This is a genomic window from Neobacillus novalis NBRC 102450 (assembly GCF_001591805.1).
In the GTDB taxonomy this organism is placed as follows: Bacteria; Bacillota; Bacilli; order Bacillales; family Cytobacillaceae; genus Neobacillus; species Neobacillus novalis.
In genome coordinates this window covers 40,127-55,693 of the sequence record NZ_BCVP01000011.1, presented here as the reverse complement: position 1 = coordinate 55,693, position 15,567 = coordinate 40,127, and the positions used below count along the sequence as shown (strand labels likewise).

20 protein-coding genes are annotated in these 15,567 nt (G+C 39.3%); 16 read left to right on the top strand and 4 right to left on the bottom strand.

Going from position 1 to position 15,567, the window contains the following annotated elements; all coding sequences use genetic code 11:
- Positions 1–78: 78 nt before the first annotated feature.
- On the bottom strand, positions 79–603 hold the full coding sequence (locus tag BANVL01_RS10045) for a MerR family transcriptional regulator (RefSeq protein WP_066088637.1): 525 nt from the start codon (positions 601–603) through the stop codon (positions 79–81).
- Positions 590–1,492, bottom strand: coding sequence for a MerR family transcriptional regulator (locus BANVL01_RS10040; RefSeq protein ID WP_066088634.1), 903 nt, complete (start codon positions 1,490–1,492; stop codon positions 590–592). The genes BANVL01_RS10045 and BANVL01_RS10040 overlap by 14 nt, the downstream gene beginning before the upstream one ends.
- Before the next feature lie 256 nt (positions 1,493–1,748).
- On the opposite strand from BANVL01_RS10040, the gene BANVL01_RS10035 reads away from it, so the two are divergent.
- The 15 genes from BANVL01_RS10035 to BANVL01_RS09965 all read left to right on the top strand — a co-directional run bounded on the left by BANVL01_RS10035 (position 1,749) and on the right by BANVL01_RS09965 (position 12,762).
- Positions 1,749–2,393 carry a VC0807 family protein gene (locus BANVL01_RS10035; protein WP_066147853.1) on the top strand — a complete coding sequence of 215 codons (645 nt, stop codon included), beginning with the start codon at positions 1,749–1,751 and terminating at the stop codon, positions 2,391–2,393.
- A gap of 34 nt (positions 2,394–2,427) precedes the next feature.
- Positions 2,428–3,024 (top strand): TetR/AcrR family transcriptional regulator, encoded by a 597-nt coding sequence (locus BANVL01_RS10030; protein WP_066088631.1) that lies wholly within the window; start codon positions 2,428–2,430, stop codon positions 3,022–3,024.
- Between the two features lie 77 nt (positions 3,025–3,101).
- Positions 3,102–3,605, top strand: a complete 504-nt coding sequence (locus BANVL01_RS10025) for a GNAT family N-acetyltransferase (protein WP_066088628.1) — start codon at positions 3,102–3,104, stop codon at positions 3,603–3,605.
- Positions 3,606–3,617: 12 nt separating this feature from the next.
- Positions 3,618–4,280, top strand: a complete 663-nt coding sequence (locus BANVL01_RS10020) for a DUF2306 domain-containing protein (RefSeq protein ID WP_066088625.1) — start codon at positions 3,618–3,620, stop codon at positions 4,278–4,280.
- 91 nt (positions 4,281–4,371) lie between these two features.
- A complete protein-coding gene (locus BANVL01_RS10015; RefSeq protein ID WP_066088623.1) occupies positions 4,372–5,106 on the top strand; it encodes a polysaccharide deacetylase family protein in 735 nt (244 codons plus the stop codon).
- A 131-nt stretch (positions 5,107–5,237) separates the two neighbouring features.
- The gene (locus BANVL01_RS10010; RefSeq protein WP_066088620.1) at positions 5,238–5,585 is read left to right on the top strand and encodes a hypothetical protein; all 348 of its coding nucleotides are present in this window, start codon (positions 5,238–5,240) and stop codon (positions 5,583–5,585) included.
- 159 nt (positions 5,586–5,744) lie between these two features.
- Positions 5,745–7,253 (top strand): aminotransferase class V-fold PLP-dependent enzyme, encoded by a 1,509-nt coding sequence (locus BANVL01_RS10005; RefSeq protein ID WP_066088617.1) that lies wholly within the window; start codon positions 5,745–5,747, stop codon positions 7,251–7,253.
- Between the two features lie 188 nt (positions 7,254–7,441).
- Positions 7,442–7,744: an urease subunit gamma gene (locus BANVL01_RS10000; RefSeq protein WP_066088614.1), complete on the top strand. Its 303-nt coding sequence runs from the start codon at positions 7,442–7,444 to the stop codon at positions 7,742–7,744.
- Positions 7,745–7,776: 32 nt separating this feature from the next.
- Entirely contained in the window at positions 7,777–8,100 is a 324-nt protein-coding gene (locus BANVL01_RS09995) for an urease subunit beta (RefSeq protein WP_066096668.1), read from the top strand.
- Complete coding sequence (ureC, locus tag BANVL01_RS09990) at positions 8,097–9,809, top strand: urease subunit alpha (protein WP_066088611.1); 1,713 nt, start codon at positions 8,097–8,099, stop codon at positions 9,807–9,809. Before BANVL01_RS09995 ends, ureC begins: the two co-directional genes overlap by 4 nt.
- 10 nt (positions 9,810–9,819) lie before the next feature.
- Positions 9,820–10,278: an urease accessory protein UreE gene (gene ureE, locus BANVL01_RS09985; RefSeq protein ID WP_066088608.1), complete on the top strand. Its 459-nt coding sequence runs from the start codon at positions 9,820–9,822 to the stop codon at positions 10,276–10,278.
- Positions 10,268–10,951, top strand: a complete 684-nt coding sequence (locus BANVL01_RS09980) for an urease accessory protein UreF (RefSeq protein WP_066088605.1) — start codon at positions 10,268–10,270, stop codon at positions 10,949–10,951. Before ureE ends, BANVL01_RS09980 begins: the two co-directional genes overlap by 11 nt.
- Before the next feature lie 23 nt (positions 10,952–10,974).
- The gene (gene ureG / locus BANVL01_RS09975) at positions 10,975–11,586 is read left to right on the top strand and encodes an urease accessory protein UreG (RefSeq protein ID WP_066088602.1); all 612 of its coding nucleotides are present in this window, start codon (positions 10,975–10,977) and stop codon (positions 11,584–11,586) included.
- Between the two features lies 1 nt (position 11,587).
- The gene (locus tag BANVL01_RS09970) at positions 11,588–12,412 is read left to right on the top strand and encodes an urease accessory protein UreD (protein ID WP_066088599.1); all 825 of its coding nucleotides are present in this window, start codon (positions 11,588–11,590) and stop codon (positions 12,410–12,412) included.
- Between the two features lie 131 nt (positions 12,413–12,543).
- Complete coding sequence (locus BANVL01_RS09965; RefSeq protein ID WP_066088596.1) at positions 12,544–12,762, top strand: hypothetical protein; 219 nt, start codon at positions 12,544–12,546, stop codon at positions 12,760–12,762.
- Positions 12,763–12,805: 43 nt separating this feature from the next.
- Here the strand turns inward: BANVL01_RS09965 and BANVL01_RS09960 are convergent, their stop codons facing one another.
- Entirely contained in the window at positions 12,806–13,699 is an 894-nt protein-coding gene (locus BANVL01_RS09960) for an urea transporter (protein ID WP_235845528.1), read from the bottom strand.
- A 260-nt stretch (positions 13,700–13,959) separates the two neighbouring features.
- Here BANVL01_RS09960 and BANVL01_RS09955 point away from each other — a divergent pair, with 260 nt between their 5' ends.
- Positions 13,960–14,892 (top strand): ATP-grasp domain-containing protein, encoded by a 933-nt coding sequence (locus BANVL01_RS09955; protein WP_066088590.1) that lies wholly within the window; start codon positions 13,960–13,962, stop codon positions 14,890–14,892.
- A gap of 36 nt (positions 14,893–14,928) precedes the next feature.
- Here BANVL01_RS09955 and BANVL01_RS09950 read toward each other — a convergent pair whose 3' ends face one another.
- Entirely contained in the window at positions 14,929–15,462 is a 534-nt protein-coding gene (locus BANVL01_RS09950) for a YceI family protein (RefSeq protein WP_066088586.1), read from the bottom strand.
- Between the last annotated feature and the right edge of the window lie 105 nt (positions 15,463–15,567).

Genomic DNA, 15,567 nt, shown 5'->3' with positions numbered 1-15,567 from the left:
AACAAAAAAGTGTAAAAAAAACATGGCTAAACGGGAAAAATCTGTTCGGTCATGTTTTTTATGCGTTGGTGGTTTTGTTTAAAAACCAAATAGAGAACTGACGATATTTTTCTTTTTACTTCTTACCTTGCCACCATCCAAAACCAGTGGTTTGTCGATTTGTGGGGGTGTGTTCATTTCCTTCATTTGAAATTGAAGCCGTTCAAGCTCTAGTGCTAATTGGGTTACCTGATTTTGTAAATCATCTATTTCCCGGCGATGCTGGAGGAGCTGATAGGATGCAACTGAATCGGCCTTGGTATTTAGATTCATTTCTAATTCGCTGACCTTCGTAACCAACCTTTCGATGGCTGTTTCCTTTTCCCCGCCTCTTTTAACTGAACCTTTTCGAATTCCCCTTTTTTCCACCACAGGGGCGATATCTTGGAGCAATATTCCATTTTGAAGCTGTTCATGAATTTTTTTTAAGAGCTCAATATCTTCGCTAGTAAAATGATAATGTCCTCGATCATTTTTTTCCATTGGCAGCTCCATCAGTTTAACCCAGCGCTGAACAGTGCTCGCAGACACCCCTAATAATTTCGCCACTTCACTTGTATTCATGTGAATTCCCCCTTAAAGACCAAAATTTCCACCTTTTCTTCTCTTTGGCCGCGGCAACATCTCTAAAGCTTACTAGCATTTGTTGGAAAGCTCGTTCCCTTTGGGTAATTTCTAGCCGATATTGATTACGCTCTTCAACAAAGAATTCCCGGTCGGTTGAAATAGCCTCAGTAAGACTTGAAATTTCATTATTTGTGATATCGGCATATTGAGATAACTCTTCAGAGGTTTCAGACAGCTTCCTTGAGAGGGTATGAATCTCTTCGGAAGTCTCAAGTGAAACATTTGCAATGCTGTTACTAAGGTACAGTAATGAGTCAGCAGTCAACTCCGAAGATTTTTCAAGTGTTTCGGATAACTCTTCGATATCAGCTTTTGTATTGGCTGTCGATTTGTAAATAGAATCTGAAAGTGATTTCACCGTATAAAAGGTGCCTTTTGATATTTCTTTTTTCAACTCATCTACTACCTCTTTACGAACAACATTTCGAATTTCCTCCTTGACCTCATTTAAGAAATTTTTTTTATACGTTTCCATTGCCTCAAAAAATAGGTCAGCATTATTTGGTGCGTTTTCATCAACAGCGATTGGAGGAACCGGTTCAGCCATGATTTCTAGTGACACTTCGGCATTTTTTGTAGTACGATCTTCACCCCCAGCTTTTTGTTCTTTTTTCATTGCTTGCCGTATCTGATCCTTACTTAACTTCTTGGCGGTCATTTGTTTTATTTCTACCAGTTGGTCAATCAACAAATCTGAATAGATTCTTGCACCTTGTTTGGAACGGGGAATTCCTAGTGTCTCTTCAAAATCTTTTTCCCATTGGCGTAACGTCCCCGGTGCAATATTTATTTTTCTAGATACTTCTTTCAAGGTATAGGTCTTCATTAATTTTCATTCCTCTCTATTGAATCTAGGAAATAATCATCTTTGTGATAGTTATTCACCAACTGGTATCCCATTTTCCTGCCTACTGACAAAAGCTATCAAAACAAGACTGAAATCACGAAATAACAACATATTTTTGCAAAATGAGCAATTTCAATTTCAGGAAAAAAAAGTTAAAAAATCAATTGACAAACCGACCGTCGGTTTGTATTATTAATTTAGAACATTTTGAAGGTGAAAAGGGGAGGAAACAAAGGTGAATGTTAATTCAAAAAAGAAATTGATTCAAACGATTGTGTTAAGTCTTGTGATTAATGGTGCCATTCCTGTTGTTGTTTATAATCTGCTTTTAAACTATTATTCAAGTTTTGTCTCGCTGCTAATTGCAACCTTGATTCCGTTGGGGGATAACCTGTTTCATATTGTGAAATATAAAAAGGCAGATGCGTTTGGCTTATTTATGCTAACGGGGTTTGTATTAAGCTTACTGGCATTTGTGCTCGGTGGAAACGAAAGGCTCATTTTATTAAGGGAATCAATGGTTACTGGATTATTAGGCCTAATCTTTATCGCCTCCTTGTTCTTTGCAAAGCCGCTGATTTACCACTTCGCAATCAGATTTAGTGCGCAGGATCAGTCAGAAAAGAAGGGGCAATTTGCAAAGAATTGGGAGCTGCCATATTTTCGTTTTGTCTTGCGGTTCATGACCGCTATTTGGGGCATTGCGCTTTTGGGTGAGGCTATAGTAAAAATCATTCTTGTCTATGAACTTTCTATATCAGCCTTTTTAGCTGTTTCACAATTGATTTTTTATGGTGTCATTGGTGTGGCCATTTTAATTACAATGGTGTATCGTAGGTATGCAAAGTCACGTTTAGACTTATTAACGAATGGTCGTTAACACAACTCGATGAACAAATAAGGAAGGTAGAAAAATGACTAGTTCAATCTCTAATAATCCAAGCTTTCAACATATTCTGTCTACAACTGAAGAAATCATATTAGAAAAAGGCTGCCGAAGTACAACTCTGAAGGATATCATTGAAAGGTCGGGGCTGTCTAAGGGAGCCATCTACCATTACGTTGACAGTAAAGATGAATTGTTTGGGCTGATTCTAAAATCAAAAATTGAAGAAATGAATGAAAAGTTTCATAGTACCATCACTCACTCTATTAAGGAAGAAAGCCCTGATCAAGGACGATTCGGCGTTGTCGGCCAGTTTTTTCATTCGCGGCAAAATAGCAATGATATCGGCAATTTAATTTTTATTTATTTGTTAAGTCAGGATAATGAAAAGGTCAAAAAAATTCTCCATGATATTTTCAGATACAGTAAAGAAACAGGTACACAATGGATTAAAATGGGGCAAGCGAATGGGGTGATTCCGAAAAATATTGATGCTGTAAAAATGGCAACACTGATGATGACCTTTTCATATGGACTACGGGTCACACAAATACTAACAACGGTAGAAGAGGATACAGTGGAAGCAAGTGATGTATTTAAAGTGATTATCAAGACATTGACGTAACGAATATTGCCCCTTTAAGATGGGGTTTTAGGACTTTAAACATACCGACAGTCGGTTTATAAAATGAGGTGAAAGGGATGGAGATTCACTCGATTGGACTAAAGGAATTAAAAGAGGTAAATCAATTTTATGCTGAGATTACTGCTGATTTAAGGAAAAAGGGGGTTAATCAGTGGGATCGGTTTTACCCCAATCGATTTGTCATAAAAACAGATTTAAAAAAAGGGAATCTTTTTGGGATACAAGCTGACAAACAAGTAGTTGGCGCGGTGGCTCTTGATACGAATGAAAGCAAAAAGTACCGGGCACTTTTATGGGAGGATGTAAATGGGACACCATTAATTATTCATCGCTTAGCGGTCCACCCCCAGTACCAGGGGAAAGGTTTTGGGAAAAAGCTGCTCCAATTTGCCGAAGATTATGCTATGACAAATGGGCATACAAGCATTCGACTTGATGTGTTTAGCGATAATCCCGGGGCTTTAACCATGTATGAACGGGCAGGATTTCAAGAAAGAGGAATAATTCGATTTCCATTTCGTAAAGTACCATATAAATGTTTTGAAAAAATTTTAGGATAGGGAGAAATGAACATGCAGGCTGAGAAGAAAAGAAAACTGACAATCGGGGGATTATATTTTACGATTGCCTTATTCGCAATCTATATCTTTATTATGTTTCTACTGAACGGAGTAGAATGGGCACCAATGGTTAAAGGGAAGATGAAAAATCCAGACTTTTCATTGGCAACGTGGAAGTTGTTTTTTTACCCGCATATTTTTTTGGGTACAATTGCACTTGCCATTGGACCCTTTCAATTGACGAAGATCAGCCGAAGGAAACCTAAGCTTCATAAAATGTTAGGGAAAATTTATGCAGTGGCGATTTTTATAAATATCCTGGTCGTACCCTATATTTCTCTTTCTGCAACAGGTGGGAGGGGAACAATGATTGCCTTTCTTGTCCTAAATGCGCTTTGGCTGTGGACGACTGCCATGGGTGTAATCAAAGCAACGCAGCGCAAAATCAGCGCACATAAAGAGTGGATTCTCCGCAGTTACGCGATTACCTGGGTGTTTGTCACGTTCAGAATTGTCGTCATTCCCTTTTCACTATTTTTGGACAGTTCAGTGGCCTTTCCAATCGCTGTATACCTTGGCATTGCCTTGAACCTTTTATTTGTTGAATGGCGGAAGCAGAAAAATAAAAAAACGACGTCGGGGCGTAAAATCAATAGTACCAATCCAGTCGTATAAACCACTTCTATTTGATTTATGGATTTCTTGCAAGTCATTGCGGAATAATAATTGGGAAATCTCATTTCAATGACAAAAAGCGAGGAATTCTATGAACAGGTTTTTAATGCTATTCCTATTTCTTCTCCTAGTAGGACATTCAGAAAAAGCATTAGCTATGCAAAAAGTTCCCATCTTAATTTATCACTCTATTGCCGATTATAGTGGTCATGGCTCTAAAGAGTTATATGTTACTCCGGAAAATTTTGAGAAACAAATGATCTATTTACGAGATCAAGGGTATACTTTATTAACCTTTGAGCGGTGGCAAGATATAAACAAGGTAAACAATCCAATATTTATTACGTTTGATGATGGCTATAAAAATAATCTAAACGCCTTCGCCATCTTTCAAAAACTTAAAACTGATCGGTTTAAGCCTACAGGCACTATTTTTGTTATTTCTGATTTTATCGGAAAATCCAATCGATTAACGGATACTGATTTAAAAATGATGGCAGACTCAAGGCTAATTTCCATTCAATCACATACTGCTACACATCCAGATTTGACGAAGGTGGAAAATTTAACATTTGAGTTAAAAGTATCGAAAGAAAAAATAGAAAAAATAACAGGGAAACCCGTTATTGCTCTTTCTTATCCATACGGAAACACCGATGAACAGGTGGTCGCGGAAACAAAAAAGTACTATTTGTTTGGACTTACCACCACGCCAGGTCCTTATTCGCAAACTGGAATTAAAAATGAGCTGTATTTGCTGCCCCGAACTTATATTAAATATTCAACCACCATCGAAGAGTTTGCAAAAGCAACGCAGGTTGAATAATGAATTACGGTTACCTTTAAAAAGGTAATCGTTTTTTTGTACATTTGTAATCTGAACGAAACCTTTATGTAAACAAACACCTTTATAATAGTAAAAACATTACTATTTACTCGATAAGGGCGGCGATATAAATGGAAGAAACTATGGTAAAATCCTATTTGCAGAAATCACTGGATGAGTGGAAGGATGATATTTCCTTAGTCCTTACTGAAATTGCTAAGGAATATGATGAAGTTGCACAGGAATTAAAGGTGTATTCCTATAAATATGGGATTACCAAGCAAGTGATTCAATCGACGGTAAATGAGGAAATCATTGAAAAAATTCGTGAGATGTACCATAAACCTTTTGAAGAAAGTTACAACCAGTTGAAAGAATACATAAAAGACCTAGAGGAAAAACGCCGAGTGTTTCAAATGTTTATCCAAAAAATTGATGAAGTAAGCAGGAAAGAATCTGCGAAAATCACCACTTATTAGGAATTATTTATCTTAAGACTTTTATAATAATTGAAAGGAAGTGAGGCAATTCTTTTTGAAGAATGCCTCCTTTTTGTGTTTATATTGGAAAGGGCGAACCACCGGAAAAGTGTCCTGCATATATTGATTAGCAGGACTGATTTGTGAGGTGTGAAACAAATGATCACCGCAACTATAGGAAGCAAAACCTATCGAGTTCCGAATAACCTCGAGAAATATTTTCAAACCTTCCGTTCACAGGTGATTGGGATGGATCAAGAATTTGAGTCCCCTTTTGGAAAAAAGAAAATTATTTATGCGGACTGGGTGGCAAGCGGGCGTCTTTACCGGCCAATCGAGCAGAAGATTTCTGAGGTATTCGGCCCTTTTATGGCCAATACACACACGGAATCAAATATAACCAGCTTAATGATGACAGGGATATATAAGCAATCGAAGAGCATTATTAAGGAACATGTAAATGCGGGTAAGTATGATGCTGTTATCCTCGATGGCTTTGGGATGACCTCTGTGATTAATAAATTTCAGCGGATATTAGGACTCAGGGTACATGAAAAGTGGAAAAAACGGTTGCTGCTTCAGCTTTCTGATAGCGAAAGACCCGTTATTTTCATAACGCATATGGAACATCATTCGAACCATACCATTTGGCTGGAAACGCTTGGAGATGTGGTGGTAGTAGGACCTGATGTGAATGGAGAAGTGGATGTCAATCAACTGGAGCAGCTCCTTCATCGCTATAAGGATCGCCGGTTGAAAGTTGGCTCCTTTACTGCCTGTTCGAATGTAACAGGGATTAAAACCCCTTATCATCAATTAGCAAAAATTATGCATCAGCATGGTGGAATTTGTTTTGTTGATTTTGCAGCATCAGCACCATATGCTGCTATTGACATGCATCCGAAGGATCCTTTGGAAAAACTGGATGCGGTATTCTTCTCACCACACAAGTTTTTGGGGGGGCCGGGATCAAGCGGTGTCTTAGTTTTTGATAAAAGGCTTTATACCAATAAGATTCCTGACCATCCCGGCGGGGGAACAGTTACCTGGACAAATCCATGGGGTGAACACCAATATTACACTGATATTGAGCTGCGTGAGGATGGAGGGACACCCGGGATCCTGCAAGCGATTCGTACTGCACTTTGCTTGAATTTGAAAGACCGAATGGGCGTTGAAAATATTTTAAATAGAGAGAAGGAACAGTTAAATTTATTATTGCCTCATTTAGAAGGAATTCCAGGATTTCACTTATTGGACGGTCATTTAAGGGACCGCTTAGGTATTATTTCGTTTTCAATTAAAGACATTCATTATAATTTAATCGTTCGCTTGCTAAATGATCGGTTTGGCTTTCAAGTAAGAGGCGGTTGTTCTTGTGCAGGTACTTACGGGCATCATTTATTTCATCTTAATAAAGAAGCTTCTAAGCAGATTACCGAAAAAATTAATCTTGGTGATTTGTCAGATAAACCAGGGTGGGTTCGATTCTCCCTGCATCCAATTATGACAAATGAGGAGATCCTGTTGTTTGTAAAGGCTATCAAAGAAATTATTATAAACATTGACGATTGGAAAAAGGATTATGTTTATGATAAAGCAAGTAATGATTATTTCTATACAAACCATATAAGGGAAGATATGTCACCATTATTTCGTTTCGAATGATAGTTTAAATGGGTGTAAGTATTCGCCTTTAAAAGACCGAAATACAATGAAAAAGGCTGATTTAAATCAGCCTTTTTTCGTTTTATTTAATTAATAAATTTTCCCCCTGTTTAAAAAGAACACAATATGGAGATTTTTATTGAAGGATGGGTAAATAATTGGACTAAATTTCCAAAGGAGGCTTTTCAATGCAATTGGTACCCCGCGAGATTGACAAGCTCATGATTGTTGTCGCAGCCGATGTTGCTAAAAGAAGAAGAGAAAGAGGCTTGAAATTAAATTATCCCGAAGCAGTGGCACTTATCACCAATGAAGTGTTAGAGGGAGCAAGGGATGGAAGAACTGTGGCGGAATTAATGGAATTTGGTGCCACTATTCTGAGGCGTGAAGATGTTATCGAAGGTATTGCAGATATCATTGATGACATTCAAGTAGAGGCTACTTTTCCGGATGGAACGAAATTAGTGACCGTTCATGATCCGATTCGATAATGGAGCGGGAGGTATAAATAATGGAAAATGAAATGGAACCAGGGCAATTGTTTTTAAAAGAGGAACCGATTATTTGTAATGAGGGAAGAGATAAATCTAGGCTAAAAGTAACTAATACGGGAGACCGGCCAGTCCAAATAGGTTCTCATTTTCATTTTTTTGAAGTGAATGAAGCCTTGCGATTCAATCGGGATGAAGCCTTCGGTAAAAGATTGAATGTCCCCGCTGGTGCTGCCGTTCGTTTCGAACCTGGTGATGAAAAAGAAATAGAATTGGTCTGTTTCGCCGGCGAAAGGAAAGTTTACGGATTTAATAATAAAACCGATGGTTCTGTAGAAAGCGGGTGTGGAAAATGAGCTTTAAAATGACAAGAAAACAATATGCCCAAATGTACGGACCAACTACAGGTGATTCCATTCGGCTTGCAGATACGAATTTATTTATTCAAATTGAGAAGGATCATACTACCTACGGTGACGAGGTCGTTTTTGGCGGCGGTAAAGTGATTCGTGATGGGATGGGGCAGCATCCGCTTGTAACTCGGGGGGATGGAATACCTGATGTGGTCATTACAAATGCTGTTATTTTAGATTACACAGGAATCTATAAAGCAGATATCGCGATTCGTGGCGGGAAAATTGCAGGAATCGGTAAAAGCGGAAACCCACTGGTGATGGATGGAGTCGATATCATTATCGGTGCCTCAACAGATATTATTGCCGGTGAGGGTATGATTGTGACTGCAGGCGGAATTGACACACATGTGCATTTTATTAATCCAGCACAAGTGGATGTTGCACTCACGGCGGGGATGACAACTTTAATAGGCGGTGGTACAGGAGCAACGGCAGGCTCAAGGGCCACTACAGTCACTCCTGGAGAATGGAATATACACCGAATGCTTGAAGCAGTAGAGGGGCTACCAATTAACGTTGGATTAACGGGTAAAGGACAAGCTGCAACCGAAGAACCTTTGGCAGAACAAATACAAGCAGGTGCAATCGGACTAAAAGTTCATGAAGACTGGGGCGCAACACCTTCAGCCATTGACCATTCATTGAAGGTGGCAGACAAATATGATGTGCAAGTGGCCCTTCATGCAGACACCTTGAATGAGGCAGGGTTTGTTGAAAACACGATGGCTGCGATTAAGGACCGGGTTATTCACTTGTATCATACGGAAGGTGCAGGCGGCGGACATGCTCCGGACTTAATCAAGGCAGCCAGCTATATGAATGTTCTGCCGTCATCAACAAATCCAACAATGCCCTATACCGTTAACACCGTCGATGAACATTTAGATATGCTAATGGTTTGCCATCACTTAAATCCATCGGTACCTGAAGATATAGCCTTTGCCGATTCACGGATTAGAAAAGAAACAATTGCTGCTGAAGACATCCTTCAGGACATGGGGATTTTCAGCATGACCAGTTCAGATGCACAGGCAATGGGGCGTATTGGCGAGGTGGTTATTCGGACCTGGCAAGTGGCAGATAAAATGAAAAAACAGAGAGGCTCGATGCAAGGGGATAGCAAGCTATCTGATAATCATCGAGCAAAGCGTTATATCGCGAAATATACGATAAATCCTGCGATTACCCATGGAATCGCTGATCATGTCGGATCTATAGAAGTAGGAAAAATCGCGGATCTTGTGGTGTGGTCACCGGCGTTTTTTGGTGTGAAACCAGAACTCGTTCTAAAGAGTGGATTCATTGTATATGGGATGATGGGTGATGCAAACGCTTCAATTCCAACCCCGCAACCGATAATATGCCGTCCAATGTATGCTGCCTATGGAAAAGCATTACAAAAAGGTTCCATAACGTTCATTTCCCAAGCCGCATTTGAAGGGAAAGTACATGAAAAACTTGGCTTAGAAAAAATCATCCTGCCCGTTCACGGAATTAGAAAATTAACCAAAAAAGACATGAAGCTTAACTCTGAAACACCTGAACTATCTGTGGATCCACAAACGTACGAGGTACGGGTCAACGGGGAACTAATCACATGTGATCCGGTGGATCAAGTACCAATGGCACAACGATATTTCCTATTCTGAGGTGAAGATATTGATTATTGAAAGAATCGAAACAAATATTGAAAGTTTGGAAAAAAAAGAGCTAATCAATCGTCATATTGAAAAGGTTTACCTTGAAAGTGCTCATCTAGTGAAACGGATTCAACGGGTTAAAACAGACCATGGCCGGGAAATTGGTATTCGATTAAAAGATCCACGGGACCTGGTTGCAGGCGATATATTGTATATGGATGAACACAATATGATTGTGATTGATGTGGTCGCCGATGACTTAATAGTGATTAGTCCGCGCAGTTTAACAGAAATGGGCACGATTGCCCATCAATTAGGAAATCGACACCTGCCTGCCCAATTTGCAGATAACGAGATGATGGTTCAATACGATTACCTTGTAGAAGAGCTTTTAAAGGAATTGCAAATTCCTTTTAAGCGGGAAGAACGAAAAGTGAAGCAGGCGTTCCGTCATATTGGACATAGTCATGGAGCATAAACTTTCGTTATTTCAGCTTTGTGATTCCAACTTTCCAACCGGGGCTTTTAGTCATTCCTACGGTCTCGAGAGTTATATTCAAGAGAATAAGGTACATAATCAAGAAACATTCTCCGAGTGGCTTCGGGTGTATTTGAATGAGCAGCTCATCTATTCAGATGGGCTGGCATGTCACCTTGTTTATCAAGCGTTGGAGGAGGAGGATCTTCAAAAAGTGTGGAAGTTGGACCGTTTATTGACAGTACAAAATTTACCCCGTGAAACCAGGGAAGGCACGCAAAGAATGGGCGAGCGGATGTTAAATCTGGTCGAGTCATTATATGATGACCCCATACTTTCAATTTACAGAAAAAGGATTGGTGCCAAGCAATCTTTTGGCCATCCAGCAATTGTTTTTACGATGATTGCACATTACCTTAAGGTTTCAAAAGCCGAGACCACTTTGTTTTACCTGTATTCTGTTGTTTCCAGTCTTGTTCAAAATGCTGTCCGGGCAATCCCATTAGGGCAGACAGCCGGACAAAAAATTATTCACCAGATTCAAGGTGATTTAGCCAAGGCCGCTACAACAATCGGGCAGCTAGATGAAGAAGATTTTGGTCTTGTCTCACCTGGTTTAGAGTTGTCACAAATGATGCATGAGCGAATTAATATTCGTATTTTTATGTCATAAATGAGGAAGGGAAGTGTGTTTTTATGGAACCAATTAAAATTGGCGTTGGAGGCCCTGTTGGCGCAGGAAAAACCATGCTAGTGGAAAAGTTAACTCGTCATTTTAATGATCAAATAAGTATGGCTGTGGTTACAAACGATATTTATACAAAAGAAGATGCAAAATTTTTAATCCAAAATGGTGTACTCCCCGCGGATCGTATTATAGGTGTAGAAACAGGGGGATGTCCGCATACTGCCATTCGCGAAGATGCTTCGATGAATTTTTCAGCAATAGATGAATTAAAAGAAAAACATCCGGATTTAGAACTTATTTTTGTAGAAAGCGGCGGAGATAATCTAGCGGCAACATTCAGCCCGGAATTAGTCGATTTTTCTATCTACATTATTGATGTTGCCCAGGGAGAAAAAATTCCGCGAAAAGGCGGACAGGGAATGATTAAATCCGATTTATTTGTCATTAATAAAACGGATTTAGCACCGCATGTGGGAGCAAGTCTTGAGGTCATGGAATCAGATACAAAAACTTTCCGCGGGGATAAACCATTTGCTTTTACCAATTTAAAAGACAACACAGGTCTTGATAATGTTATCGATTGGTTAAAGCAAAATGCACTATTAAAAGGATTGGCCTAAGATGGGGGATTGGACGGGTGCATTAAACTTAGAAGTGGAAGACAGAAAAGGAAAAACGGTCGCAAAGAAAGTATATTTTCAGGGCGCATTTAAAGTTATGCGCCCTATTTACCATGATGAATCCGGCCAAGCTTGTTATTATTTATTAAACCCGGGCGGCGGGTATTTAGATGGGGACCGTTATCAAATGAAAATCTCACTTGCGGAAAAGGCTAAGCTAACGCTAACAACACAGTCTGCTACAAAAGTGTATAAAACACCCAATAATTTTGCCTATCAAGAAGCAGAGATTTCCCTTCAACCGGGAAGTTATCTTGAGTATCTCCCTGATCCGCTGATTGCCTACCAAAATGCAAAATACAAACAAAAAAATGTGATTCGAATGGATAAGACAGCCACTTTCCTTTATTCTGACATTGTTACTCCAGGCTGGTCACCAGACGGAGAACGATTTAGTTATCAAACGGTCCAGTTATTAAATGAGATCTACGTGGATAATGAATTAGTGGTTTATGATCATATTAGATTAAATCCTGCTACGCAAAATATGAAGGGACTTGGATTCATGGAGGGATTTTCGCATTTAGGTTCCATGATTGTAGTAGGGAAACAAACGAACAGTTCCCTGCTCGATCAGTTATACTCCGCGATTGATATGAATTCAGATGATTATAAACTTGGACTATCCTTACTTGCGGTTCCAGGATTGATAATCCGTGTGTTAGCTCATTCGACACAAGTAATTGAAAAACTTTTTTCTGAATTACACCGTATGGTTAGTCAGGAATGGTTTAATACAGAACCAAGCTTTCTTAGAAAATATTAATAGTTACGACCCAGTGGATTAAATTTAGGATATCGGGGTTTTTGTGTAGATAATGGTCTATTTAGCCATGCGAATATCATATTAAGTAAATGGAAAAACTTAATAGTAAATATATATATAGGGGGTGCTTTATGTTTGAAAAATTTAAAGTAAACCATCTATTCAAAGGGCAAGTACATGAACGCCCTCACTTTTCTTTAAGGATACAAGGTCATGATTATAAGGGTATGGTCCATGGTGATAAAATACATTGGTATCATCCCCATCCTAAGCAAAAGCATGATGAAGGTTTTCTCGATGCTGTAGAGTCCAAGGTTTTTAATATGATGAAAGGTCATCTAGTAAAATGAAACAAAGCTCCCGAACTTTGGTCCGGGATGCTTTGTTTTTTCTTCAAATAGACCGGAGGGTTTTCATTGCACCGAGGAGAAGCCATGTACAGAAAACAAAAGGCATTGTCAGTGCTGGAAGTCCATATGGTAAAAGCCAGGTAACAACACTGGCAGTAAGGGGAACAGTTAAACAAGCTGCCAAAATGCCATATAAAAGTGCATATCGATGACCCTCTTTAAAAACAATAGCTACGGCGATCATGGTTAAGATCGCGTTATATCCATAAAACCCCATAAATATCAAATTGTGTTCTCCCCCGAGTGCATACGAGGTCAGTAATGCTACACCATTTCCTATAATTGCATAAAGCCCGAATCTCCACCCTGCCCAAAATATGGCAATATAAAGCAAAATTCCAGACCAGTTATTATCAAGAAAGAAAATTTGCCCCATTCCATTAACGGCTCCGTCAAGCCAATTTGTCTCGCCTTTTATTATTAGTGTCCAATTAGCTAATGATTGTGGTGCAAGCTTAGGATCAATTTTAAATGAAACTAAGCGGTAAGCAGTCAGCAATAAAAACCATGTTAAGATAATAAAAGGAAAAGTGAGAACTGGGAGCCCAAATTGCCTCATGATATGAATCATTGCTGCTGTAAATATGGCTGCGAGTGCGGCACCAGCTAAGGCAATAATCCAGCGGTTATCGCCTCTTAGAAACAAGGATAGGGCCATTCCGGTCAGCACTGAGTTATACCCATAAATTCCTTGGTTAACAGTCCTTCCATCTGCTCCCCCTAATTTTCCAATTAGCGTTCCAGTGATGGATGATAAAAGGGAAATAATTCCCATAGGCACGGAAGACACCATGATCGCAATTAATATTATGAATCCAGTGACTGCATTTTCAATCAAAATAACTTGAGAAATTCCTTTTAGAGAGGAAGATATCAACCAATTAAGCGTTTCTCTGCTAATTATTTTACCTATCCGGTAATGAATTTATTATCACTCCTTTGTGATGCTAATAGTAATTAATTTCCCTAAAATAAACAGAAATATGACCCGAACAATATTGTGGAACATCTTCACAAATCGCCAAAATCATTTTAGAATAAAAGGTACAATTGATTTAGGAAATAAGCCAGGCTGGTAATCAAGGTCCTGGCTGGAGAAGAAACAGTGCATGTGGGAGCACGAGGGGAGAATTTCATTTGAAAAAAGTATATATCATCCACGAAAATAGTGAATGGACCATTCATTTAACAAAGTGCCTCGATGAACTAGGTGTTCCATATGAAGAGTGGCATTTAGACAGTGGCCGTCTGGATTTATCAAAAGAACCACCGGAAGGGGTTTTTTATTATCGTATGAGTGCATCCTCACATACTAGGGGACACCGCTTTGCACCAGAGTTTACTGCGCAGGTCCTTGCTTGGCTTGAGACACATGGCCGAAAGGTAGTGAATGGTACGCGGGCTCTTCAGCTTGAGGTCAGTAAGGTGCTCCAATACTTAGAACTAAATAAATTTGGCATTCAAACACCACGAACAATTGCTGCAGTGGGGAAGGGGCAAATCCTGGAGGCGGCAGCTGAATTTTTGGATACACCGTTTATTACCAAACATAACCGTGCAGGAAAAGGGCTTGGAGTCCAGTTGTTTCAAACCATCGATGGGTTGAAAAACTATGTAGAAGGTCCTGCATTCGAAGAACCAGTGGATGGAATTACCTTGATCCAAGAGTATATTCAAGCACCGGAGAGTGTTATTACACGTTGTGAATTTGTCGGCGGGAAGTTCGTCTATGCAGTGGAAGTGGATACTTCTGAGGGCTTTCAGCTATGCCCGGCGGATGCCTGTCAAATTGGAGACTTATACTGTCCTGTAGGTGAAGAAAAAGAAGGAAAACCAAAATTCGAAATTATCGAAGGTTTTTCAGATCCCATCCTAAAAAAATATGAGCAGGCACTTGCTGCTAATCACATTCAAGTTGCCGGGATTGAATTTATCCGTAATTCAGCGGGAGAAATTTATACTTATGATATCAATACGAATACGAACTATAATTCAGATGCAGAAGCAAAGGCAGGAAAATTCGGCATGCTCGAGCTCGCAAGTTTTTTGAAATCCGAACTAAATAACTAAGAAAAAAAGCTCTCCTGAAAAGGAGAGCTTTTGCTATTATTCAGCTTTTGCTGCTTGAAGTTGCAGGCTGATTTTTACTTTTTCCGCAACAAGTACACCGCCAGTTTCAAGAGCTGCGTTCCATACTAGGCCATAATCAGAACGGTTAATGGTTCCTACTGCGCTAAAGCCCACTTTTTCATTACCCCATGGATCTTTTCCTTGACCTTCGAAAGTTACTGCAAAAGTTTCTGGTTTTGTGGTACCACGAAGTGTTAAATCGCCAGTCACGTTGTATTCATCATCATCTGTTTTTTCAATGTTCGTTGCTTTGAAGGTCATTGTTGGGTGATTTTCAACATCAAAGAAATCTGCAGAAACCAAGTGACCATCACGATCTTTACTGCGAGTGTCAACACTTGCTGTATCAACTGAAAATTCGATGTTTGCAGTCGTTAAATCAGTTGGATCTGCTTCAATCGTTGCATTGAAGCTATTAAAAGTTCCTTTCACGTTGGCAATCATCATGTGACGAACAGAAAAATCAACACTGCTGTGTGAAGCATCAAGAGCCCATTTTGTTTTTGTCATTATAAATCTCTCCCTTTTTGGTTTGAAATTATTTATCTCGAAATTAAAATAACCTAATTCAAGATAAATTATATGATGTTAGTCACTATATTGTCAATTGTTTTT

Coding starts and splice junctions, on each gene's coding strand:
- BANVL01_RS10005 (WP_066088617.1), top strand. CDS start 5,745: ATGATCACCGCAACTATAGGAAGCAAAACCTATCGAGTTCCGAATAAC.
- BANVL01_RS10040 (WP_066088634.1), bottom strand. CDS start 1,492: ATGAAGACCTATACCTTGAAAGAAGTATCTAGAAAAATAAATATTGCA.
- BANVL01_RS10030 (WP_066088631.1), top strand. CDS start 2,428: ATGACTAGTTCAATCTCTAATAATCCAAGCTTTCAACATATTCTGTCT.
- BANVL01_RS10025 (WP_066088628.1), top strand. CDS start 3,102: ATGGAGATTCACTCGATTGGACTAAAGGAATTAAAAGAGGTAAATCAA.
- BANVL01_RS10000 (WP_066088614.1), top strand. CDS start 7,442: ATGCAATTGGTACCCCGCGAGATTGACAAGCTCATGATTGTTGTCGCA.
- BANVL01_RS10015 (WP_066088623.1), top strand. CDS start 4,372: ATGAACAGGTTTTTAATGCTATTCCTATTTCTTCTCCTAGTAGGACAT.
- ureC (WP_066088611.1), top strand. CDS start 8,097: ATGAGCTTTAAAATGACAAGAAAACAATATGCCCAAATGTACGGACCA.
- BANVL01_RS09965 (WP_066088596.1), top strand. CDS start 12,544: ATGTTTGAAAAATTTAAAGTAAACCATCTATTCAAAGGGCAAGTACAT.
- ureG (WP_066088602.1), top strand. CDS start 10,975: ATGGAACCAATTAAAATTGGCGTTGGAGGCCCTGTTGGCGCAGGAAAA.
- BANVL01_RS09970 (WP_066088599.1), top strand. CDS start 11,588: ATGGGGGATTGGACGGGTGCATTAAACTTAGAAGTGGAAGACAGAAAA.
- BANVL01_RS09950 (WP_066088586.1), bottom strand. CDS start 15,462: ATGACAAAAACAAAATGGGCTCTTGATGCTTCACACAGCAGTGTTGAT.
- BANVL01_RS10020 (WP_066088625.1), top strand. CDS start 3,618: ATGCAGGCTGAGAAGAAAAGAAAACTGACAATCGGGGGATTATATTTT.
- BANVL01_RS09995 (WP_066096668.1), top strand. CDS start 7,777: ATGGAACCAGGGCAATTGTTTTTAAAAGAGGAACCGATTATTTGTAAT.
- BANVL01_RS10045 (WP_066088637.1), bottom strand. CDS start 603: ATGAATACAAGTGAAGTGGCGAAATTATTAGGGGTGTCTGCGAGCACT.
- BANVL01_RS10010 (WP_066088620.1), top strand. CDS start 5,238: ATGGAAGAAACTATGGTAAAATCCTATTTGCAGAAATCACTGGATGAG.
- BANVL01_RS09980 (WP_066088605.1), top strand. CDS start 10,268: ATGGAGCATAAACTTTCGTTATTTCAGCTTTGTGATTCCAACTTTCCA.